The sequence below is a fragment of the Candidatus Krumholzibacteriia bacterium genome, from assembly GCA_029865265.1.
Lineage (GTDB): Bacteria > Krumholzibacteriota > Krumholzibacteriia > WVZY01 > JAKEHA01 > JAKEHA01.
Window position 1 is genome coordinate 1 of sequence record JAOUHG010000028.1, and the last position, 17,628, is coordinate 17,628.

Sequence of the window (17,628 nt, forward strand, 5' to 3'; positions counted from 1 at the left end):
TGATGAGCTTGCGCTGCATGCCGGCGATGGCGTCGTACACGGCCTGGATCTCCAGCCCGTCGCTGGTGGCGGGAAGATACTGCCCGCCGGAGGCCTGCGCCACCCGCTGCAGGGTGGCCTCATCCAGCCGGCTCAGCACCGTCTCGCCGTGCGCGTCTTTCTTGTATCCCACTACGGTTCCATCGGGTCCGCGTTCCGGAATGAGCTCGCCTTTCGGGTTGCCCAGCCCGATGGCATACACGCGTATCCCATTCTCGGCCGCCAGCCGCGCGGCCGCGTCGGGGTCCCCGGTCTGGTTTTCGCCATCGGTGATCAGGATGATCACCTTGTCGCCGCCCTGTGAGCCCTCGAACATCGCCGTGGCGACCTCGATGGCATCAGCCAGCGCCGATCCCGGCTCGGACACGGAAAACACATCGACCGACCGGGCCAGCATGAGGGCGGCGTCGTAGTCGACCGTGAGCGGGCACAGCGCCACCGCCTCGCCCGCGAACACCACCAGACCGACCCGGTCGCCCTGCAGCCCGTTCACCAGGTCGACGATCTCCCGTTTGGCGCGTTCCATGCGGTTGGGCTGGACGTCCTCGGCCAACATGGACAGCGACACGTCCAGCGCGATGACCAGGTCGATTCCCTCGCGCTCCACCTTGACCAGTTGGCTGCCGAAACGCGGACCGGCCAGCGCCACCAGCAGCATGGCCAGCGCGAGCACCTTGAGTGTTACCTTGGCCGCCTGCCGCCGCCAGCTTGCGCCCGGCGCGAGCTTGTTCACGAGGCTGGTACCCACGAAACGCTCCAGCGCGGCGCGGTTGCGGCGCACGCCGATGGCCAGCAGCGCCGCCACCAGCGGCACCGCCAGCAATCCCCACAACCAGACGGGTCGCGCGAACTCGATCATCTACGGCGTCTCCCGCAGCACGGTCTGCAACAATCCCAGCTCGAGCACGAACAGCCCCAGTGCTGGCAGCACGAACCACATGAAGCGGTCGGTGTATTCCACGTACGTCTCGGACTCAACCTTCGACTTCTCCATCTGGTCGATGCGGTTGTAGATCTCCACCAGTTCCTCGCGGTCGGTGGCGCGGAAGTAGTGGCCATCGGTGAGTTCGGCGATGCGCCGCAGGGTGGGCTCGTCGATGTCGACGTCCACCGAGACCAGCCGGCGCCCGAAGACCGGGTCGTCGATGGGCATGGGCGCGCGGCCGCGCGTTCCCACACCCACCGTGTAGACCTTGATACCCAGTGAGGCGGCCACGCGCGCCGCCGTGGTGGGGTCCACCATGCCGGCGTTGTTCTGGCCGTCGGTGAGCAGAATCACCACGCGGCTCTTGGCCTCGCTGCTGCGCAGCCGGTTGCACGCGGTGGCAAGCGCAACACCAATGGCGGTGCCGTCGTCCAGCATGCCGAAGTCCACCGCGTCCACCAGCTTGTTGAGCAGCGCGTAGTCGAGCGTAAGCGGGCACTGGGTGATGGCGTCGGCGGCAAACACCACCATGCCGATGCGGTCCTGCGAGCGCTTGCCCACGAACTCCTTCACCACCTCCTTGGCCACGAACAGGCGGTTCCGGGGCTCGAAGTCCTGCGCCTGCATGCTGCCGCTGGTGTCGAGCACCAGCATGATGTCGACCCCCTCCGCGTACTCGGTGTGCTTGGAGCGGCCGGTCTGCGGGCGCGCAACGCCCACGATGACCAGCGCCAGCACCGCCAGCTGCAGCGCCAGCGCGCCGTAGCGTTTCCACAACGGCGCTTCCAGGCCGGCGCCGAGCAGCAGGTCCACGGAAGAAAACGCCACGCTGCGGCGGCGGCCCTTGCGCAGGGAGAGCCAGCACACCACCGGCAGGAGCAGCAGCAACAGGAGGAGCCATGGGTGCGCAAAGCGAAACATCATTGCCCCGGCGTGTCGTTTACGACGCGTGGTGTGGTGCCAATGACAACATCGCGCGCACGATTCATCGCCGCATCAGCACGCGCGACATCCGGTTTGTACTTCGCAAACTTGACCAGATCCGCTTCGTTCAGGAGCGCCGCCAGTCCGTCCACGTCCAGCCTGCGGCGCGCAAGATCGTCGAGCAGTTCGAAGGTGGTACGCTCGAGCGCTTCCACGCCAAAACGCGCCTCCAGGTAGCGCCGCACGGCGTCGGTGACCAGGGTGTAGAACTGCTTGAACTCGCCTCGCGCCGGGAGGCCCATGGCCGCGATACGTTCCAGTTCGGCGAGCGCCACGAAGTCGGGCGGCAGGCGCACCTCGGGAATCGCACCGACGGTCCGGCGCGCGCGGCGGCGGCGAATCCACCACACCCCCGCGGCGGCGAGCGCCAGCGCGGCCACACCCAGCGCGATCCACAACGGCCAGTTGGGCGGCATGGTCCACTGTTCCTTCAGCGGGCGCAGGTCCTGCGAGTCGGCCGAGAGGTAGCGGATATCGAGATCCACCGCGTCCGACCACGCGCGCAGCGTGTCGCCGTCCTGGGTGACGAAGTCGAACGCCTGCGCCGGCACGTGCACGGAGTCCAGGCTGACCGGGATGAACCGCACACGCACGGCGCCCCCGCCCGCGGCTTCACCGCGGGCACGTTCCCACTTGCTATCAACTACCCGGCACGTCCCTGGATCGATCTGAACGGGTTCTACCAGCGTCAGCGTGTCGGCGTACGCAAGATCGTACGTCACCTCGAACCGCTCCCCCACCGTCACCGTATCCGCGGTTACGCCCGTGGTCACGCGCGCCGCAAACCCCGCATCGCGCACCTCCGCGCCCGCCAGACGCGCGCACGCGAGCAGTGCCAGCGCCGCAATCGCGAATGTACCCACGCGACGCACCCCGGTCACCTCCGCTTCGCCCGCGACCTGAAGAACAACGAGAGCGGCACGATGTAATCCTGGCCCGCCTCCACCCGCACCACGTCCACACCGTTCCTGCGGAACGCCGCCTTGAGTTCTTCCTCTCGCCGGCGCGCGTGTTGCGCGTAGCGTTCGCGTGCGCGCGCGGATCCCACGTCGATCACCCGTTCCACCTGCTTCTCCTGGTCCCACACCCGCACCAGCCCGCCCCCGGCGAGTTGTTCCTCGCGCGGATCCGTGATCCACACAGCCACCACGTCGTGCTTGCGCGCCGCCATCGCCAGCGGCCGCTCGAAGTCGGGCGAGAGGAAATCGCTCACCACGAACACGATGGCACGGCGCTTGGAGACGCGCAGCAGGTAGTCGAGCGCGTGCGCCACGTCGGTGCGGTGACCGCGCGGCTGGTAGAAGAGGATCTCGCGGATCACGTGCAGCACGTGACGCCTGCCCTTGTCGGGACGGATGAACTCCTCGATCTGGTCGGTGAACGCGATGGCCCCCACCTTGTCGTGGTTCTGGATGGCGCTGAAGGAGAGTACCGCGCAGATCTCCGCGGCGGTGTCCATCTTGGTCTGGTTGCCGGAACCGAAGCGCCCCGACGCGCTCACGTCGAGCAGGAACATGACCACCAGTTCCCGTTCCTCCATGAAACGCTTGATGTAGGGCGCGCCCATGCGCGCGGTGACGTTCCAGTCGATGGCACGGATGTCGTCGCCGGGCTGGTACTCGCGCACCTCGTCGAACTCCATCCCCTGCCCCTTGAACACGCTGTGGTATTCGCCGGAGAAGACGTCGTTGACCAGCCGACGCGTCGTGATTTCCACGCGCCGCACCTTCTTGAGGACCTCGGCGACGCTGCGTTCGGACGATTCGGTTGAGGACGGGTTGCGATCGGCGTCGCGCATGGGATCAGGGGACCTCTATGTGGTCGAGGATTCGCTGCAGCACCGCTTCCGAATCCAGCCCCTCGGCCTCCGCCTCGTAGGTGACGATGACGCGATGGCGCAGCACGTCGAAGGCGATCGCCTTCACGTCCTCCGGGGTCACGTAGCCGCGCCCGCGCAGGAACGCGTGCGCGCGCGACGCCTGCGCGAGGAAGATGGTGGCGCGCGGCGAGCCGCCGTAGCCGATGAGGTGCTTGATGTTTAGCTTGAACGCCTCGGGGTCGCGGGTGGCGAAGACGATGTCGAGGATGTAGTCCTTCACCTTCTCGTCCATGTAGATCTCGCGCACCACCTGCTGCGCGGTCTTGAGCACGTCCGGATCGATGACCGGCTCCACCGCCGGCATCTTGCCCGCCGTCACCACCTCCATGATCTGCCGCTCTTCTTCGCGCGCGGGATAGGTGACCTTGAGTTTCAGCATGAATCGGTCGACCTGTGCCTCGGGGAGCGGGTAGGTGCCCTCCTGCTCGATGGGGTTCTGGGTGGCCAGCACCAGGAAGGGGAACTCGAGCGGATAGGTCTTGTCGCCGATGGTGACCTGGCGCTCCTGCATGCACTCGAGCAGCGCGCTTTGGACTTTTGCCGGCGCGCGGTTGATCTCGTCCGCCAGGATGAAGTTGGCGAAGATGGGGCCCTTCTTGGCGGAGAAGGTGTGGTCGCGCGGGTTGTAGATCTCGGTGCCGAGCAGGTCGGCGGGCAGCAGGTCCGGGGTGAACTGGATGCGCCGGAACGACGTGCGCACCGCCCCGGCCAGCGTCTTGACGGACAGGGTCTTGGCCAGCCCGGGCACGCCCTCGATGAGCACGTGGCCGTCGCACAACAGCCCGATCAGCAGCCGGTCCACCAGGTAGCGCTGGCCGACGATGACGTTCTGGATGGCCTTCTGGAGCACGGGCACGAAGCGCGCCTCGCGCTCCACGCGCTCGTTCAGCGCCTGAATCTCATACTGCATCAATTAACCTCCGCCGGCGTCCATGCGCCGGTCATTGCGGAATTTAACGCGATGATTGCCCCGGGGTTCCGACCGGGTTGCACGCCCCCCACCCGATCGGCTAGTCTCCCCCGGTGGCCGCGGGGCCACCGGACGGATCGCACATGATAACCCAGGAACACACGAAGTCAAGCCGCGCCGCGGCGTCGGCCCGCGCCGTAAGTCGAATGCCTGCTTACGGTTGGGTGGGCCTTGGCTCCATGGTGCTCTTCCAGGTCCTGCTCTTTGTCACCCCGGGCCGCTTCATCGGCCTCTATTACACGCCGCTGCAGTGGACCGGGCTCATTCTATTCCTGGACGGGTGGCGCAAGCAGCGCCGGGGCACGTCGCTCATCTCCGACCATTTCCGGGAGTTCGTCATTCTGTGCGCGATCTCGGTGGGCAGCTGGGCGGTCTTCGAGGGGTACAACGTGCTCCTGAAGAACTGGCGCTACCTCAACCTGCCCGAGAACCCGCTGATCCGGATCCCGGGTTACGTGTGGGCGTTCGCCACCATCTCGCCGGGGATGTTCCTCATCTACGAAACCCTCTCGGACATGTTGCCCGGCAGCGACGAACCGGTGTACCCGCGCCTGCCCGACGCGGTGTTCTGGCCGTTCGTGGTCTTCGGCGCCGCGTGCCTGGTGGTTCCTTTCATCTGGCCGTCCACCTACATGACCCCGCTGGTGTGGGTGGGCTTTGCATTCTTCCTGGATCCGATCAACGGGCGCCTGGGCGACCGTTCGATTCTCTCCGAGTTCTTCACCGGCCGCTTCCGCTCCATGCCGGTTTTCTTTTTGGCGGGGCTGGTGGCCGGCGTGCTGTGGGAGTTCTGGAACTACTGGGCGCTCGCCAAGTGGGAGTACGACGTCCCCTACCTGGGGCACGTGAAGCTCTTCGAGATGCCGGTGCTGGGCTTCCTGGGCTTCATGCCCTTCATCATCGAGAGCTACGCCATCTACCGTTTCGTGCGCCGCATGATCCCGCTCCGCGACGGGGCGCGCTATCTTGGCTGACAACGCGCGGCTCCCGAAATTCACGGAACTCACCCGCGCGCGCGTGGTCATCTTCGACTTCGACGGCGTGCTGGTGGACAGCGAGCGCTTCCATTTTGAAACCTACAGCGCCGTGTTCAGGAAGTACGGTCACGTCATCGACGAAACCGAGTACTACAAGTACTGGACCTCGCTGGGCCTGGGGCCGAAGGGCGAGGTGGAGCGCTACCACCTTCCCATCGACCCGCAGCGCATTCGCGACGAGAAGCGCCCCATTTTCAGCGAGTACTGCAGGAACGGCACCATCCGTTTCTTCCCCGAGGCGCACGAACTGGTGGAACGGCTGGCCGCGGCTGGAAAAACGCTCACCATTGCCAGCGGCACCGTGCGGAGTGACATCGAGGCGGTACTCAAGAACGAAGGGCTGAGCGATGCCTTTGCCGCCATCGCCGGCAGCGACATGGTGGCGGCGCCCAAGCCCGCGCCGGACATCTTTCTGCACGCGCTGGAAATGGTGAACGCGCGCCCCGAAGAGGCGCTGGTGTTCGAAGACGCGGAGAAGGGCGTGGGATCGGCGATCGCCGCCAACATCCCCGTCATCGTGGTGAGGACGCGGGAGACGAAGGGCATCGACTTTCCCGGCGCCGACCTGGTGGTGGACTCGCACAGGGAACTGGCCGAGCTGGCGCGCCGCGCTTTCCCGGGCTAGGCGCGCTGCTTTCGCCGAGACAGATCCTTGACGGCGGTCATACTCATGGTTATACTTCTGCCATGAAGACCGCTATCTCCGTACCCGACAATCTCTTCGAAGCGGCCGAGAAGGTGGCCCGGCGCCTGGGCATATCACGGAGCGAGCTGTACCAGCGGGCGATCGCCCAGTACCTGGAACGCAAGGGTGGCGACATCGTTCGCGAGCGTCTCGATGCCGTGTACGGCGTCTGGAACAACCGGGGCCTGGACCCGCTCATCGAAGTTGCCAGCCAGGCGATCCTTCCGGACCAGGACTGGTGAGCCAGTGGAGCTTCGGCGGGGTGACATCTGGTGGGCCTCCCTGCCCCGGCCAACGGGATCGGCGCCGGGGCACCGGCGGCCCGTACTTGTCATTCAGAGTGATGTGTTCAACAGCAGCCGCATCGGTACCGTCATCGTGGCGGCAATCACCTCGAACCTCGACCTCGCCCGCGCACCCGGCAACGTGCGCCTCGAGACATCGCAGAGCGGAATGTCAAAAGGCTCCGTCGTCAGTGTCTCCCAGTTGGCCACGATCGACCGCCGCATCCTGACTGAACACGTCACCTCTCTGCCCGACGCGCTCATGGCCCGCGTCGACGCCGGCATCCGCCTCGTGCTCACCGTGTGATACGGTTCCATCCGGATTCCCCCAGCTTTGTCACCCAGAGATGGTTGCCGACGAAGGGCGATGCATTCACCTGTCGAAGACCACCACGTCACCGAATTCATAGGCTTCTGTCTCCTGATGTTCGTAAGCATAGATCCTCTTGCCGTCAAACGACCAGGCCGGTTGGGCGTGGGACCACGGTCCGCTCGTTATCTGCCGAAGACCCGTTCCATCCACGTTGACCAGGTAAAGCTGCCCCACATTCGCCGGTCCGGCCCGGTTCGATGCAAAGGCGATCTGCCTCCCGTCCGCTGACCACACCGGCCATCCGTCGAATGCTGCATTGTTCGACAAGTTGACCTCGTTCGAGCCGTCTACGTCGGCCACGAACACCTCGGAATTGCGCCGGCCGACAGAGAGGTCCCATGCAAAGGCAGGCGTGTCCGTGACCTTTCGGTAGACGATTTTGGTACCGTCGGGTGAAAAGGAGGGATACGTGCATACCGTGCGGTGATTGGTGTGCTGGCGCAGACCGGTACCATCGACGTTCATACTGAAGATCTCGTGCCACTGACTCGACCAGTCTGCGTTGAGATCTGGGGTCGTACGGGGAGAGTTGAAAACAATGCGGCTTCCGTCCGCCGACCAATGTGGATGTGAGTCATCTCCGGGATGATCTGTCAACCTCCTCCATTCGCGGCCATCTGCATTCATCACGTAGATATCGGAGTTGCCGCCCGGACTTGCCGCAAACGCTACCTGCGTTCCGTCCGGTGACCAAACGGGCGTGACGTTGTCGCCTGGTTTGTCGGTGAGTTGCGCCAGCCCACTACCATCGGTATTCATGATGTAGATTTCCGAGCGGCCCGTGCGATTGGATTGAAACAGAACACGTCGCCCGTCAGGCGATGGACTGGGATAGGAGTTGATGACGTTGGTCAACCGCTGTGGCTCCAGCATTTGTGGCTTCTGAGCCCAAACAGCCACCGATTCACCATTCAACACCAGTCCAGCGGCAAACAGAATTAGCAGTCTCAAATCATCCTCCTTAAGAGCCGAATCGTTTGCCAACCCAGTTCACCACCGTATCGAGATAACCCGGCACGAAGTTCGCCCGCTGCCCCGGAAGGGTCAGGAAATGACTCGCACCCGGAAAGACAATCACTTCATAGTCGGAATGGCCAGAATCCACCAGGTACTTCTTCAGCCTCGCCGCGCTCTGATGCGGCGGCAGAAACGAGTCTTCTTCCCCCCAGATGGCAAGCACGGGACATGGAATCTCCGCATCACCAAAGCAGAGACTCCTCTCCCAATCGCGGGAATACCGCCCCGACTCAAGAAGACCAAAAAACGCGTTCGCATCCAGGCTGAGCATTCGTTGGACGGCATTGCCCACATCCACCACGGCGAACCATCGTTGAGTCTCAAAGCGCGCGATGATCGTCCTGAATGTGTCCAGGAACGCTTCCTTCTCCGCCTGAGTCAACGCTCTTCCACGTTGCCTGGCAAGATCGATGAGCGCCAGCCAGGGGGCGTCATCCCATTGCCTCACTCTCGATTCGATCAGTGGCCATTCGACAATTTCTACGCCACTCAACAGCACGAACGCGATCTCCTTGAACGTCGTCGCCTGCGCGATTTCGTCGGGGGTGAGTCCCTGCTGGTAACCCTTCTTTTCGGCGCTGTATCTCAGGATGTCGAGAAGCGACACACCCAGCGAGCTCGACACAGGGATCACGAACGCCACTCCGGCGTCCCCCGCACAGGCCATCAGCGCGATGTTCGCTCCTTCACTACCTCCGAAGAGGCCAACCGCCGTGGAACGAATGCCGGTCAGACTTCGAAGGTAGGCGACGGCGGATAGCGCTTCGGCGACTCGATCAACGCTACTCTGAAGCAGCGCGTTCCCGCTTGAAGAGCCCGTCCCGGGGCTGTCGTAGACCATTGCCGCCACGCCATGAGATGCGAAGTGTCTTGCGATCGCGGTCCGCAATCCGCCACGTTCGCTCCTGTCGCTCCCTGCGAGCACCACGACCGCCGGGCAGTCGGCTTTCTCGGCCGGCCAGAACAGGGTGCCCGCAAGACTGGTTGATCCGTTCGTGAAGCGGACTTCCTCCTCTGGTCCCAGCGTCGCCGTGGTCGCCCCTCGAGCATTCCCATCCTGGCTGGCATCGCCTCGACACGAAGTAATAATGAGCGGGATAATGAGCAGGGGCAGTAGCGACAACATCAGGATCACGAGTTTCGGACTGACCCTTCGACTGGTCGAATAACGCATTAAGCCAGGTTCTCCTCTTCTTTGCGCGTCGCAAGCTACCGAAGCTGCTGTGCCGCCGTGCGCTTGCAAGTCAAGCCGCTGAGATCTACTAGCTCTCGTCCCACGCCTGCACGACGAGCCATTCTTCGGGATCACAGGCGGAGATTACTTCCGGGGACTTGGTCGTCTTTCCGAGCCACTCATGCCCAAGTATATCGTGGGAATCGGCTGCCCAGGGATCTCTCGATCCTGGTGGTTTACGCCGAAGTTGCGGGATTATCTGCGAAGCCCTCGCGGTGAACTCCATGGGATAGCCATTCCCGCCGAGATTGATCGCCAGGTTCTCACGTACCAGTGCGTCGAGCCAGCTCAGACCCAGGAAGTCGGTTTGCCAGACCGCCGGTGTTTCCCCGAGCTCCGCACCGAACGTTGCCGGGACAGCGCCGCCATTCACCTGCCGATGCACTGATATATTCCAGCCGGTTGGCATGAGGTCATATCCGTGTTTCGAAGAGCCGCCTAACGTCGTACCGATAAGCTGCGGGCGCATTAGGCGACCGTCAGCTTCATCGGCTGGTTAGGCGATCGCGCGGGGCCGCCTCCTTCCGCATCACCGCAGTCTCCGAGATGGCCCCACGGTCAACGGCCTCCTGCAGCCGGCGAACTTCTTCGATGATCCCTATGAAGCGACGGCCGAAGGGCGTGAGCACATACTCGACTTCGACGGGCGGCTTGTCGCCGAACACGGTGCGACTCACGATGCCGAAGCGAAGCATCTTGCGCAGGCGCTCGTTCATTACCTTTGCGGACAGACCCGTGGAGGCCCGAAGGATGGCGCTGGGCCGACTACATCCGTCGGCGAGAAGCCGGAGCAGTCCTACGGACCATTTGCATCCGACGATGCTCTCGACCATCGAGGCGACGGGAATGGCCTTGGCCTCGGCGGCCGCAATAATCGGATGAGCGGACGAATCGTCGTGGACCATCGTGTACCTACCTTACCAAAAGGTGCCTTCTTGGCAGGAGCGCGCGGGCAGCGCATCCTGTCGTGTGGGTGGCGCGAGCCCGCCGCGAACCGTTCGAAACCAAAGGAGCAGAATCATGAAGAAGAAAGCCGTATTCTACCACGCCGGATGCCCCGTGTGCGTCAGCGCCGAACAGTCGGTGCTCGCAGCACTGGACAGGAACCGCTTCGATGTCGAGGTCGTGCATCTCGGGACGACCAAGGGACGCGTCTCGGAAGCGGAGAAGCTCGGCATCAAGTCCGTCCCCGCGCTCGCGCTGGATGGCAAAGTCTTTCATATCAACTTCGGCGCCGACCTGTCCGCCCTCAAGTGACCGCCGGCCTAGCGCATGCATGGAGGGGCGGAAGCGCCCCTCCATGCGCTCTGAGCCCCGGAGTCGAATCAAGCTGAGTCATCGGTCATTCCTCGGGTCGCCTAACGCTTCGGTTCAGCGGCGGCGCCGAGCGCCGACCGCTGGAATCGTTGTGCCCGGTCCAGCAGAAGCACTATTCGAGTCTTGTCATGCTCCACTTCTTGACGCGACGACGAGGAGCCAGACTCGAACGTGGCACCGTCAGACATCTTGACCATCAGTGAGTAGCTGGGAGCCCCCTCGCTCCATTCATGGGTCCGAACCTGAACGCACTCAAGCGAAGACAGCGGTAACTCCAGCGTACGCCGTGGGACAAGAGGGGCGCCCTCCGAGTACGTGAATGTCGAGCGCCTTGCATCGAAAATCATCCGAGAACTCAGTCCGGCAACTGCAGCGAAAACGAAAAGTGCGCCCAAGGCGATAGCACCCACGGAAACAATCGCAGCGAGCAGAAACAACGGGTGTCGGTAGTCAGTCCATTGGGCGCGCAACATCAACTCATATGGCGCGAGCAGAGGAAAGAGAGCGAGCAGCGCAAAGAGAAGCCGCTTTCCCGGAGGCATCGGAGTGACGATATCAAGCCGCTCCTCGCTGTCTCGGACTTGGATCATGGATAACAGTTTGTCGTCCTGAACTATTCTTCTACTGCACTTCTACCGCCCCGGTCTCGCAGACTAATTCAATAGGCGGCGATGTAACTGCCGTCGCGATAACGGGTCTGACGCTTGTGCCACCAATAGTACTGCGTAACCCGCAGCCTAACAAGTGAAACGCTGCGAACGTCCGTCATCACCGGTCCAGCGGGCTCTTGACGCCGAGCCCGCCCTTGTTGATCACGTGCGTATAGATCATGGTGGTGGTCACGTCCCGATGTCCGAGGAGCTCCTGGATGGTCCGGATGTCCGCGCCGGATTCCAGCAGATCCGGCTCACCCTTCCGGAACCTGCGCTACGAACTCGCATACGCCCCGGTGCGCGCACGCGGAACAGGGTGCTCCGGGCTTCGCCGGGAACGCGCGCGAAGCGACGGCGGTCTCCAGGGTTGCGGTGATGCGCTCGATGTCCTGGTCCATCGGCACGTCCACCGGGTCGGCTCCGGTATCGCGGAGATAGGTCACGCGCGCGGTGACGGGTGGCTCCATGCCTGCCCGCTGTGCGGCCCACGCGTAGGTTTGCACCTGCCAGGCGTGGTCGTCGCTGGGGTCCCCCACCTTATAGTCGGTGATGACGGTGCCGGCGGGAGTCGTGTCAATCCTGTCTATGGTTCCGCGGACGATGATGCGGTCGAGGCGGATGGCGAAGGGGAGTTCGGTGCGGACACCTTCGCCGGGGCCGGCGACCCCGGCGGCGATGGCCTGCTCCACCAGCACTCGTGCAGCGCGTGTGGCGGTTGCCTGGTGCTTCCCGAAGTCATAGCGGCTTGCGGCCGCCCCGAGGGCCGCGTCGAGGCCCTCGCCGGTCGCGGTACGCTGCAGGATCTCGTGGACGAACACGCCGAAGTCCCGGGGATTGACGGCGGGCGGTACGGAGGAGTTGCCACGCTCGATGGAACGCGCCTCGCCGGGTTCCTCGAGGTCTCCCTCTCGATGGGCCGCCTCGCGGCTCATCTGGAACTGGAGCGGGCAGCGGGCAAAGGCGGCGAGGTCGGACCAGGTGACGGTGACGATGCCGTCCGCCAGCGGACTGTCGGGTGTCTGCTCGTTGCGTGCGCGCAGGTTCACCCATTCGTTGAGCAGGTGTTCTGCAATCTGGCCAGTCTGGTTCGGGACCGGGTGCTGTGGTGCCCCGGGTTCTGTGCTGGCCGGGGCCTCGCGGATCTCTTGCGCGAGGTTCAGTCTACGCGCGCTCTCGATCAGTTCGGTGAAGAGCCAGTCGCGGGAGTCGCTCTTGAGCAGCTTCTTCCCTTCCACGCTGGAAGCGCTCACCCACAGGTGGTCGCGTGCGCGGGTGAGGGCCACGTAGAGCACGCAGCGCTCCTCCATGTCTTCCATGCGCTTCTCGTGATCGTGGTTCTCCGCCTGCTTCTTCTCACGGTTCCAGTTCTTTCCGCTGTCCCCGCCAAAGTACAGGCCGCTCTCGCGCGACACGAGGAAGCCCTCGCCGCGCGACGGCGTGTCCACCACGCCCACGACGGCAACCGCGGGGAACTCGAGGCCCTTGGCCTGGTGGACGGTCATCACCGCCACGCGGCCCCGCGGCAGTGCCGCCTCGCCATCCTCGCGGAACTTGCGCTCGTCGAGGCTCGCACGCAGGTGGTCGAGGAAGGTGGCGAGGTTCAACTCGCCGCGGCGCGCGAGGCCGTCGGTCAGGTCGAGCAGCTCGCGCAGGAGTTCGTCCACGGCGGCGGGCTGGGTGCCGTCGCGCATGAGGCGCGTGCGCAGCGGGCTGTTCTCGATGGACCCCACGAGGAACTCGCGGAAGCCCTGTTTCCTCCACACCTCCCGTGCCTCGTGGATGCCCGCGCGCAGGTCGCGCATGATGGTGGCGTCGCGTTGGTCGGTAACGTGTGCGATGCGCGCGTCGTCGAGACACTCGAGCGGGCTGGACGAAGCCGACTTGTCGTTGTCTGTGAAGAGTTCCGCGAGCGATGCCTCGCTCACACGGTACGGCGGTGCTTCCAGGACCGCCACCAGGTCCACGTCGCGGTTGCCGGGAAGGAGCAGCGAGAGGAGTGCGTGCCAGCTTTCCAGTGCGCGCGCCTCGGTGCGGTTGGCGCCGCCCACGATGGCGAAGGGGATGCCGCGGCGCTGGAACACGCGCTCAATGGCGGGCATGAGCTTGCTGCTGGCGAAGCGGCGCAGCAGGATGGCGATGTCGTGGGGCTGCAGCAGCTGTTCAACCGGGTCCAGCTTCCATGCACCGGGTGCGGGCGTTCGCCCCAGCAGGTGGTCCACCCACGCGCCCAGCGCCTCCGCCTCGTCGTCGTGCCGCTCTGCGCCATACTCGGGATGAAACAGGAGCACGCTCGCGTCTCCACCCTCGCGGTGCGCGGTGAGCGGGACGGCCGCGTGCGCGAGGTCGGGATCGTTCATGACCAGCGCGTGCGCGAGGTCGAGGATGGGCTGGTAGGAGCGATAGTTGACGGTGAGTTCCTTCGGCTTCGGGTCTGGGAACTCCTTGATGTTCTCCACGCGCGCGTCGCGCCAGCGGTAGATCGACTGCTTCATGTCCCCCACCACGGTGACGCACGAGAAGTCGCCGCCGGAGAGCGAGCGCAGCAGCTCGTTCTGTGCGGCACTGGTGTCCTGGAATTCGTCCACCAGGATGTGGTCGAACGCGTCGCGGTAGCCCGCCGCGAGGGCGGTGTCTTCCTGCAGCGCGCGGGCGGGGATGGTGATCATGTCGCTGAAGTCCAGTAGTCCGCGCCGCTGCAACTCCACCTCGTACTCGTCCGCCAGCGCGATCACCGTGTCCACGCGCGCGATGTAGGCGGGATGGTCGTCCTTTGTGACCAGCGTTCGCAGGGTTCCGGGGGCCAGCATGATGCTGCGGCACTGGTGCACCACGTTCATGAGGTTGTCGAAGAGCGACCCCAGCCTGGTGGGCGGCGGGGGCTCGCCGCCGAAGTCCGCCGGCACGCCGGGAATGTGGCCGCTCTCGAAGCGCGCACGCAGCGCGCGCTTGATGCGCTCGAACTCCGCAATCGACACCACGTCCACACCGGGATCGATGCCAAGCGCCGGCGCATTCTCCTTGATGAAACGGTAGCCGAACTGGTGGAAGTTCATGATCCAGGCGTTCGACATGCGCCGCGCGAGGTCGGGATGGCGCACCGCGATGGCGCGGCGCACGCGCTCGCGCATCTCGCCCGCGGCCTTGAGCGTGAAGGTGAGCGCCAGCAGCCGTTCGATGGGTACGCCGTCTGTGACCAGCTTGAGGTAGCGTTCGACCAGCACGCTGGTCTTGCCGGTGCCCGCACCGGCCACCACATTGGTGGGATCGGCGATAGCGGCGTCGACGGCGCTGCGCTGCGCGTCGTTCAGTTCGATGCTCTGCTTCGTTGACATATCCTCGCGAAATGACAGTTGGGACAGATGGTGGTGTTGGCGGTGCGTTCGTAGCGGCACTCGCCTTCCACGATTGTGCGGTGGGTCTCGACCGCGTGCGCCATGGCCGCGACGATGACGCCGGCGTCCACCGGTCCATAGCGGTGGGGCCGCCGCTTGCCCAGTGGAATCGGCGCGGGACGACCGCCGGGCGCGAGCTGCACACCCACCGCCAGCCCCGGCTCCCCCGGGGGAAGCACGTAGTAAACGAAGCTGGCCGCGGCGCGGCCGGTGGAGGCGGCCATGGTGGCATAGGCCGGGATCTGCCAGTAGTCGGTCTCGATCTTGTCGATCAGCGTGGGGTACGTCTTCGAGATGGTTCCCGATGTCTTGTAGTCGATGATCACCGGTCCCAGTCCGCCCACATCGTCGATGCGGTCGAATCGCCCCCGCATGGGCATTCCCTCGATGGATGTCTCAACGGATTCCTCCTGCACCCGCACGCGGTAGCTGCCCTCGCGTTGCGCTTCCAGCTCCGCCACGTGCGTGAGCATGCCCTCCAGGTAGTGGACGGAGAGGTCGCGCATCCAGACGCCGGCATCCCCCATCTCCTTCGACACCAGGCGCTCGGCGATCTCGCGCGTTCCCGCGTGGCCCAGTGCGGCGCGCACTTCATCGCCCGTGGCTCCCACCGGGATGATTTCCTTGAGCGCCTCGTGCACCAGGGATCCCACGCGCAGGTAGATGGACTCGGGTTCCTCGATTCTCAGCACGTTGCGGTAGAAGAACTGCCGTGGACAGCGCGCGTACGAGTTGAGCTTGGACGGGCTCATGGTGAACGATGCGATCGCCGGCAGCCGTTCCGGCGGCGGCGGCGACGTCCACCACCCCGCGAGTGCGTCGAACTCGCGCAGTTTCGCGGCGGTTGCTTCACCGCCCGGCGACATGGCCACCGCGGCGGCGGCGCGCGCGCAGGGAGACGTCACGCGGCCGGTGGTTTCGGCGGTGAACGGGCGTTCGTCCGCGGCGAGGACACGTGCGGGCAGGGTGGCCTCACCGGCGATTTTCGCGGGACAGAGAATGGTGATTGACTCGCGCGCCCGCGTGAGGGCGGTCAAAAGGAGGGCGTTCTCCACGCGCTCCACCTTTGTCTCGTCCACGCGCGCGGCGAGATCCGCGGCGGCGTCCGGGTTCACCGGTTCCAGTGCCCGCGCGAGCGCCGCCATGGAGATGTAGCCATCGCGAACGTCGGCGGCCGGGAAGTAACCTTCCGCGCAGCCACATACGAAGACGGTACGGAACGAGCGTCCGCTGGCTTCCCGCGGCGAGAGGAACGCGACACGACCCGTCGCGGCGAGCCGGTGAACCGGCTCGCCGAGATAGACAAAGCGGAACTCGTCCAGTGACGCCCCGCCTCCGGCGTGGCCGACCACCTCTCCGTAGCGGCGCCACTCATCGGCCACTTCCGCGAGTGACGCGCGCGAGACGGCGTCTCCCTGCGCCAGCAGGGGCACCACGCGCTCGTGCACGAGGCGCTCCAGGTCGAAGCCACCACCGCGCTGTGCGTAGTCGCGCCTGAGCGCGCGCACGAGTTCGTCGCCGTCCATCCCGCCGCTGAGCGGCGGGTAAAAGGGCGACGTGGCCAGTGATTCGCCAAAGCGGCCGTCGTTGTCGGCTCCGAGCGCGCCCAGCAGCGACCGAACGAAGTCCTCCACCGCCCCGTTCCCGTCGCCGCCGGCGTCCAGCGCAACGCCCCACTCGTAGCACGCCATCGCGAGCGCCGAACGATAGCGCGCGGGGTCGCGCGCAATCACCGCGATGTCGCGCGGCGCGGTGCCCTGATCGAGTGCGGTGCGGATGCGCGCGGCGATGGCCTGCGCCTCGGCGATCTCGTCGTCGGCGATGACGAGGGACGCCTCGCATGGCCATGCGGGACGTACAGCGTGTGAGTCGCGCGGGATTGCGTTCGCGAACAGCGGAAGGTCCGGGGAAGAAGGCGCCGGGGCGATGCGGGAGGTGAGGGTAACGAGACTTGCGATCGTCTGGTTCAACGCGACGTCGGGGCTCTGGGGTGCGCTCAGCTCGAAGTCTGTTGTTGCACGGTCGCGCCGGAGGCGCTCCAGATGGCGATCACTCGTCCCCCGGAAGGCGAAGCGCGCGCCGGTGGGATCCCCGAACACTTCGATCGTGGTGGCGCCGCCCGGCGGCAACAAGCTCGTGAGCAGCCGATACTGGCCCGGGTCGAGGTCGTGGAAGTCGTCGATGAGGACCACATGGAAGCCGGCCAACGGCGAGGCAATGCCACCCGCGTCAAAGCGCTCCGCCGCGCGCCACGCCGCGTCGTAGAACGTCACCAGGCCACGGTCGTCGCACACTTCGCGGTAGCGGCGATACACGTTGAACACGTCGCGGATGCGCGGGTTGTTCGTGGTGTGCGCGCATTGCTTCGCGGCGGCGGGTGTCAGACCGTGTTGCGCCAGCGCGTGAACCGATTCCACCAGGTCGCGCAGAAACGTTGGCGATCCCGCGATGCGCGAGAGGTCGCTTGAAAGCAGCGACGGCTCGCGGCGCAGGAGTCTTCCCAGCACGAGCAGCTCGTCGACGTCGCGCAATGTGCGTGTGCGGCCGGGACGGCTGGCATCAAGAAGCGCCGATGCGATGAGCGCGTGGGTCGTCACCGGGCTGGGCCCCAGGTGCACCGCGCCGGGCGGCAGCACCAGGTCCAGCAGGCGCTCCTGCTGCTCGCGTCCGAATGCGATGATCCCCGGCCGGCGTCCGCGCGCGATGAGTGCGCGGTAGCGTTCCACCAGCAGCGTCGTCTTGCCGCTGCCCGGCGGGCCGATGACACGCCTGTGTCCGGGCGCGGCCAGCAGGTAATTCTTGATGGCGGGTGCGAGTTGCATGGATCGATGGGTGCTCG

At 65.3% G+C, this 17,628-nt stretch carries 16 protein-coding genes and 1 pseudogene; 5 read left to right on the forward strand and 12 right to left on the reverse strand.

All coding sequences use genetic code 11. The features are described from left to right. The 5 genes from OEX18_11650 to OEX18_11670 all read right to left on the reverse strand — a co-directional run. On the reverse strand, positions 1-898 hold an 898-nt coding region (locus OEX18_11650), incomplete at its 3' end, for a VWA domain-containing protein (GenBank protein MDH4337916.1). Further along, positions 899-1,888 carry a VWA domain-containing protein gene (locus tag OEX18_11655; protein ID MDH4337917.1) on the reverse strand — a complete coding sequence of 330 codons (990 nt, stop codon included), beginning with the start codon at positions 1,886-1,888 and terminating at the stop codon, positions 899-901. Beyond that, entirely contained in the window at positions 1,885-2,811 is a 927-nt protein-coding gene (locus OEX18_11660; GenBank protein ID MDH4337918.1) for a hypothetical protein, read from the reverse strand. The genes OEX18_11655 and OEX18_11660 overlap by 4 nt, the downstream gene beginning before the upstream one ends. Positions 2,812-2,825: 14 nt before the next feature. Continuing rightward, complete coding sequence (locus OEX18_11665; protein MDH4337919.1) at positions 2,826-3,746, reverse strand: DUF58 domain-containing protein; 921 nt, start codon at positions 3,744-3,746, stop codon at positions 2,826-2,828. Positions 3,747-3,750: 4 nt separating this feature from the next. Then, entirely contained in the window at positions 3,751-4,737 is a 987-nt protein-coding gene (locus tag OEX18_11670) for a MoxR family ATPase (GenBank protein MDH4337920.1), read from the reverse strand. 206 nt (positions 4,738-4,943) lie between these two features. Between OEX18_11670 and OEX18_11675 the strand changes: the two genes are divergently transcribed. The 4 genes from OEX18_11675 to OEX18_11690 all read left to right on the forward strand — a co-directional run bounded on the left by OEX18_11675 (position 4,944) and on the right by OEX18_11690 (position 7,110). After that, positions 4,944-5,771 carry a hypothetical protein gene (locus OEX18_11675; GenBank protein ID MDH4337921.1) on the forward strand — a complete coding sequence of 276 codons (828 nt, stop codon included), beginning with the start codon at positions 4,944-4,946 and terminating at the stop codon, positions 5,769-5,771. Further along, complete coding sequence (locus OEX18_11680) at positions 5,764-6,459, forward strand: HAD family phosphatase (GenBank protein MDH4337922.1); 696 nt, start codon at positions 5,764-5,766, stop codon at positions 6,457-6,459. The genes OEX18_11675 and OEX18_11680 overlap by 8 nt, the downstream gene beginning before the upstream one ends. Positions 6,460-6,521: 62 nt before the next feature. Next, the gene (locus tag OEX18_11685) at positions 6,522-6,761 is read left to right on the forward strand and encodes a ribbon-helix-helix domain-containing protein (GenBank protein MDH4337923.1); all 240 of its coding nucleotides are present in this window, start codon (positions 6,522-6,524) and stop codon (positions 6,759-6,761) included. 4 nt (positions 6,762-6,765) lie between these two features. Next, positions 6,766-7,110 carry a type II toxin-antitoxin system PemK/MazF family toxin gene (locus OEX18_11690; protein ID MDH4337924.1) on the forward strand — a complete coding sequence of 115 codons (345 nt, stop codon included), beginning with the start codon at positions 6,766-6,768 and terminating at the stop codon, positions 7,108-7,110. Positions 7,111-7,176: 66 nt separating this feature from the next. On the opposite strand, the gene OEX18_11695 is transcribed toward OEX18_11690, so the two are convergent. The 4 genes from OEX18_11695 to OEX18_11710 all read right to left on the reverse strand — a co-directional run bounded on the left by OEX18_11695 (position 7,177) and on the right by OEX18_11710 (position 10,332). Then, on the reverse strand, positions 7,177-8,127 hold the full coding sequence (locus OEX18_11695; protein MDH4337925.1) for a hypothetical protein: 951 nt from the start codon (positions 8,125-8,127) through the stop codon (positions 7,177-7,179). A 10-nt stretch (positions 8,128-8,137) separates the two neighbouring features. Next, positions 8,138-9,367, reverse strand: a complete 1,230-nt coding sequence (locus tag OEX18_11700) for an alpha/beta hydrolase (GenBank protein ID MDH4337926.1) — start codon at positions 9,365-9,367, stop codon at positions 8,138-8,140. 88 nt (positions 9,368-9,455) lie between these two features. Continuing rightward, on the reverse strand, positions 9,456-9,836 hold the full coding sequence (locus tag OEX18_11705; protein MDH4337927.1) for a hypothetical protein: 381 nt from the start codon (positions 9,834-9,836) through the stop codon (positions 9,456-9,458). Between the two features lie 76 nt (positions 9,837-9,912). Beyond that, positions 9,913-10,332 (reverse strand): helix-turn-helix transcriptional regulator, encoded by a 420-nt coding sequence (locus OEX18_11710; GenBank protein MDH4337928.1) that lies wholly within the window; start codon positions 10,330-10,332, stop codon positions 9,913-9,915. A 115-nt stretch (positions 10,333-10,447) separates the two neighbouring features. Here OEX18_11710 and OEX18_11715 point away from each other — a divergent pair, with 115 nt between their 5' ends. Further along, positions 10,448-10,684, forward strand: a complete 237-nt coding sequence (locus tag OEX18_11715; GenBank protein ID MDH4337929.1) for a thioredoxin family protein — start codon at positions 10,448-10,450, stop codon at positions 10,682-10,684. 828 nt (positions 10,685-11,512) lie between these two features. Here OEX18_11715 and OEX18_11720 read toward each other — a convergent pair. The 3 genes and pseudogenes from OEX18_11720 to OEX18_11730 all read right to left on the reverse strand — a co-directional run bounded on the left by OEX18_11720 (position 11,513) and on the right by OEX18_11730 (position 17,611). Continuing rightward, positions 11,513-11,644, reverse strand: a pseudogene (locus OEX18_11720) (tyrosine-type recombinase/integrase). A gap of 7 nt (positions 11,645-11,651) precedes the next feature. Next, positions 11,652-14,729, reverse strand: coding sequence for an ATP-dependent helicase (locus OEX18_11725; GenBank protein ID MDH4337930.1), 3,078 nt, complete (start codon positions 14,727-14,729; stop codon positions 11,652-11,654). Beyond that, positions 14,702-17,611, reverse strand: coding sequence for a PD-(D/E)XK nuclease family protein (locus tag OEX18_11730; GenBank protein MDH4337931.1), 2,910 nt, complete (start codon positions 17,609-17,611; stop codon positions 14,702-14,704). The genes OEX18_11725 and OEX18_11730 overlap by 28 nt, the downstream gene beginning before the upstream one ends. Positions 17,612-17,628 lie beyond the last annotated feature (17 nt).

Coding starts and splice junctions, on each gene's coding strand:
- OEX18_11685 (MDH4337923.1), top strand. CDS start 6,522: ATGAAGACCGCTATCTCCGTACCCGACAATCTCTTCGAAGCGGCCGAG.
- OEX18_11675 (MDH4337921.1), top strand. CDS start 4,944: ATGCCTGCTTACGGTTGGGTGGGCCTTGGCTCCATGGTGCTCTTCCAG.
- OEX18_11665 (MDH4337919.1), bottom strand. CDS start 3,746: ATGCGCGACGCCGATCGCAACCCGTCCTCAACCGAATCGTCCGAACGC.
- OEX18_11715 (MDH4337929.1), top strand. CDS start 10,448: ATGAAGAAGAAAGCCGTATTCTACCACGCCGGATGCCCCGTGTGCGTC.
- OEX18_11670 (MDH4337920.1), bottom strand. CDS start 4,737: ATGCAGTATGAGATTCAGGCGCTGAACGAGCGCGTGGAGCGCGAGGCG.
- OEX18_11730 (MDH4337931.1), bottom strand. CDS start 17,611: ATGCAACTCGCACCCGCCATCAAGAATTACCTGCTGGCCGCGCCCGGA.
- OEX18_11725 (MDH4337930.1), bottom strand. CDS start 14,729: ATGTCAACGAAGCAGAGCATCGAACTGAACGACGCGCAGCGCAGCGCC.
- OEX18_11710 (MDH4337928.1), bottom strand. CDS start 10,332: ATGGTCCACGACGATTCGTCCGCTCATCCGATTATTGCGGCCGCCGAG.
- OEX18_11700 (MDH4337926.1), bottom strand. CDS start 9,367: ATGCGTTATTCGACCAGTCGAAGGGTCAGTCCGAAACTCGTGATCCTG.
- OEX18_11655 (MDH4337917.1), bottom strand. CDS start 1,888: ATGATGTTTCGCTTTGCGCACCCATGGCTCCTCCTGTTGCTGCTGCTC.
- OEX18_11705 (MDH4337927.1), bottom strand. CDS start 9,836: ATGCCAACCGGCTGGAATATATCAGTGCATCGGCAGGTGAATGGCGGC.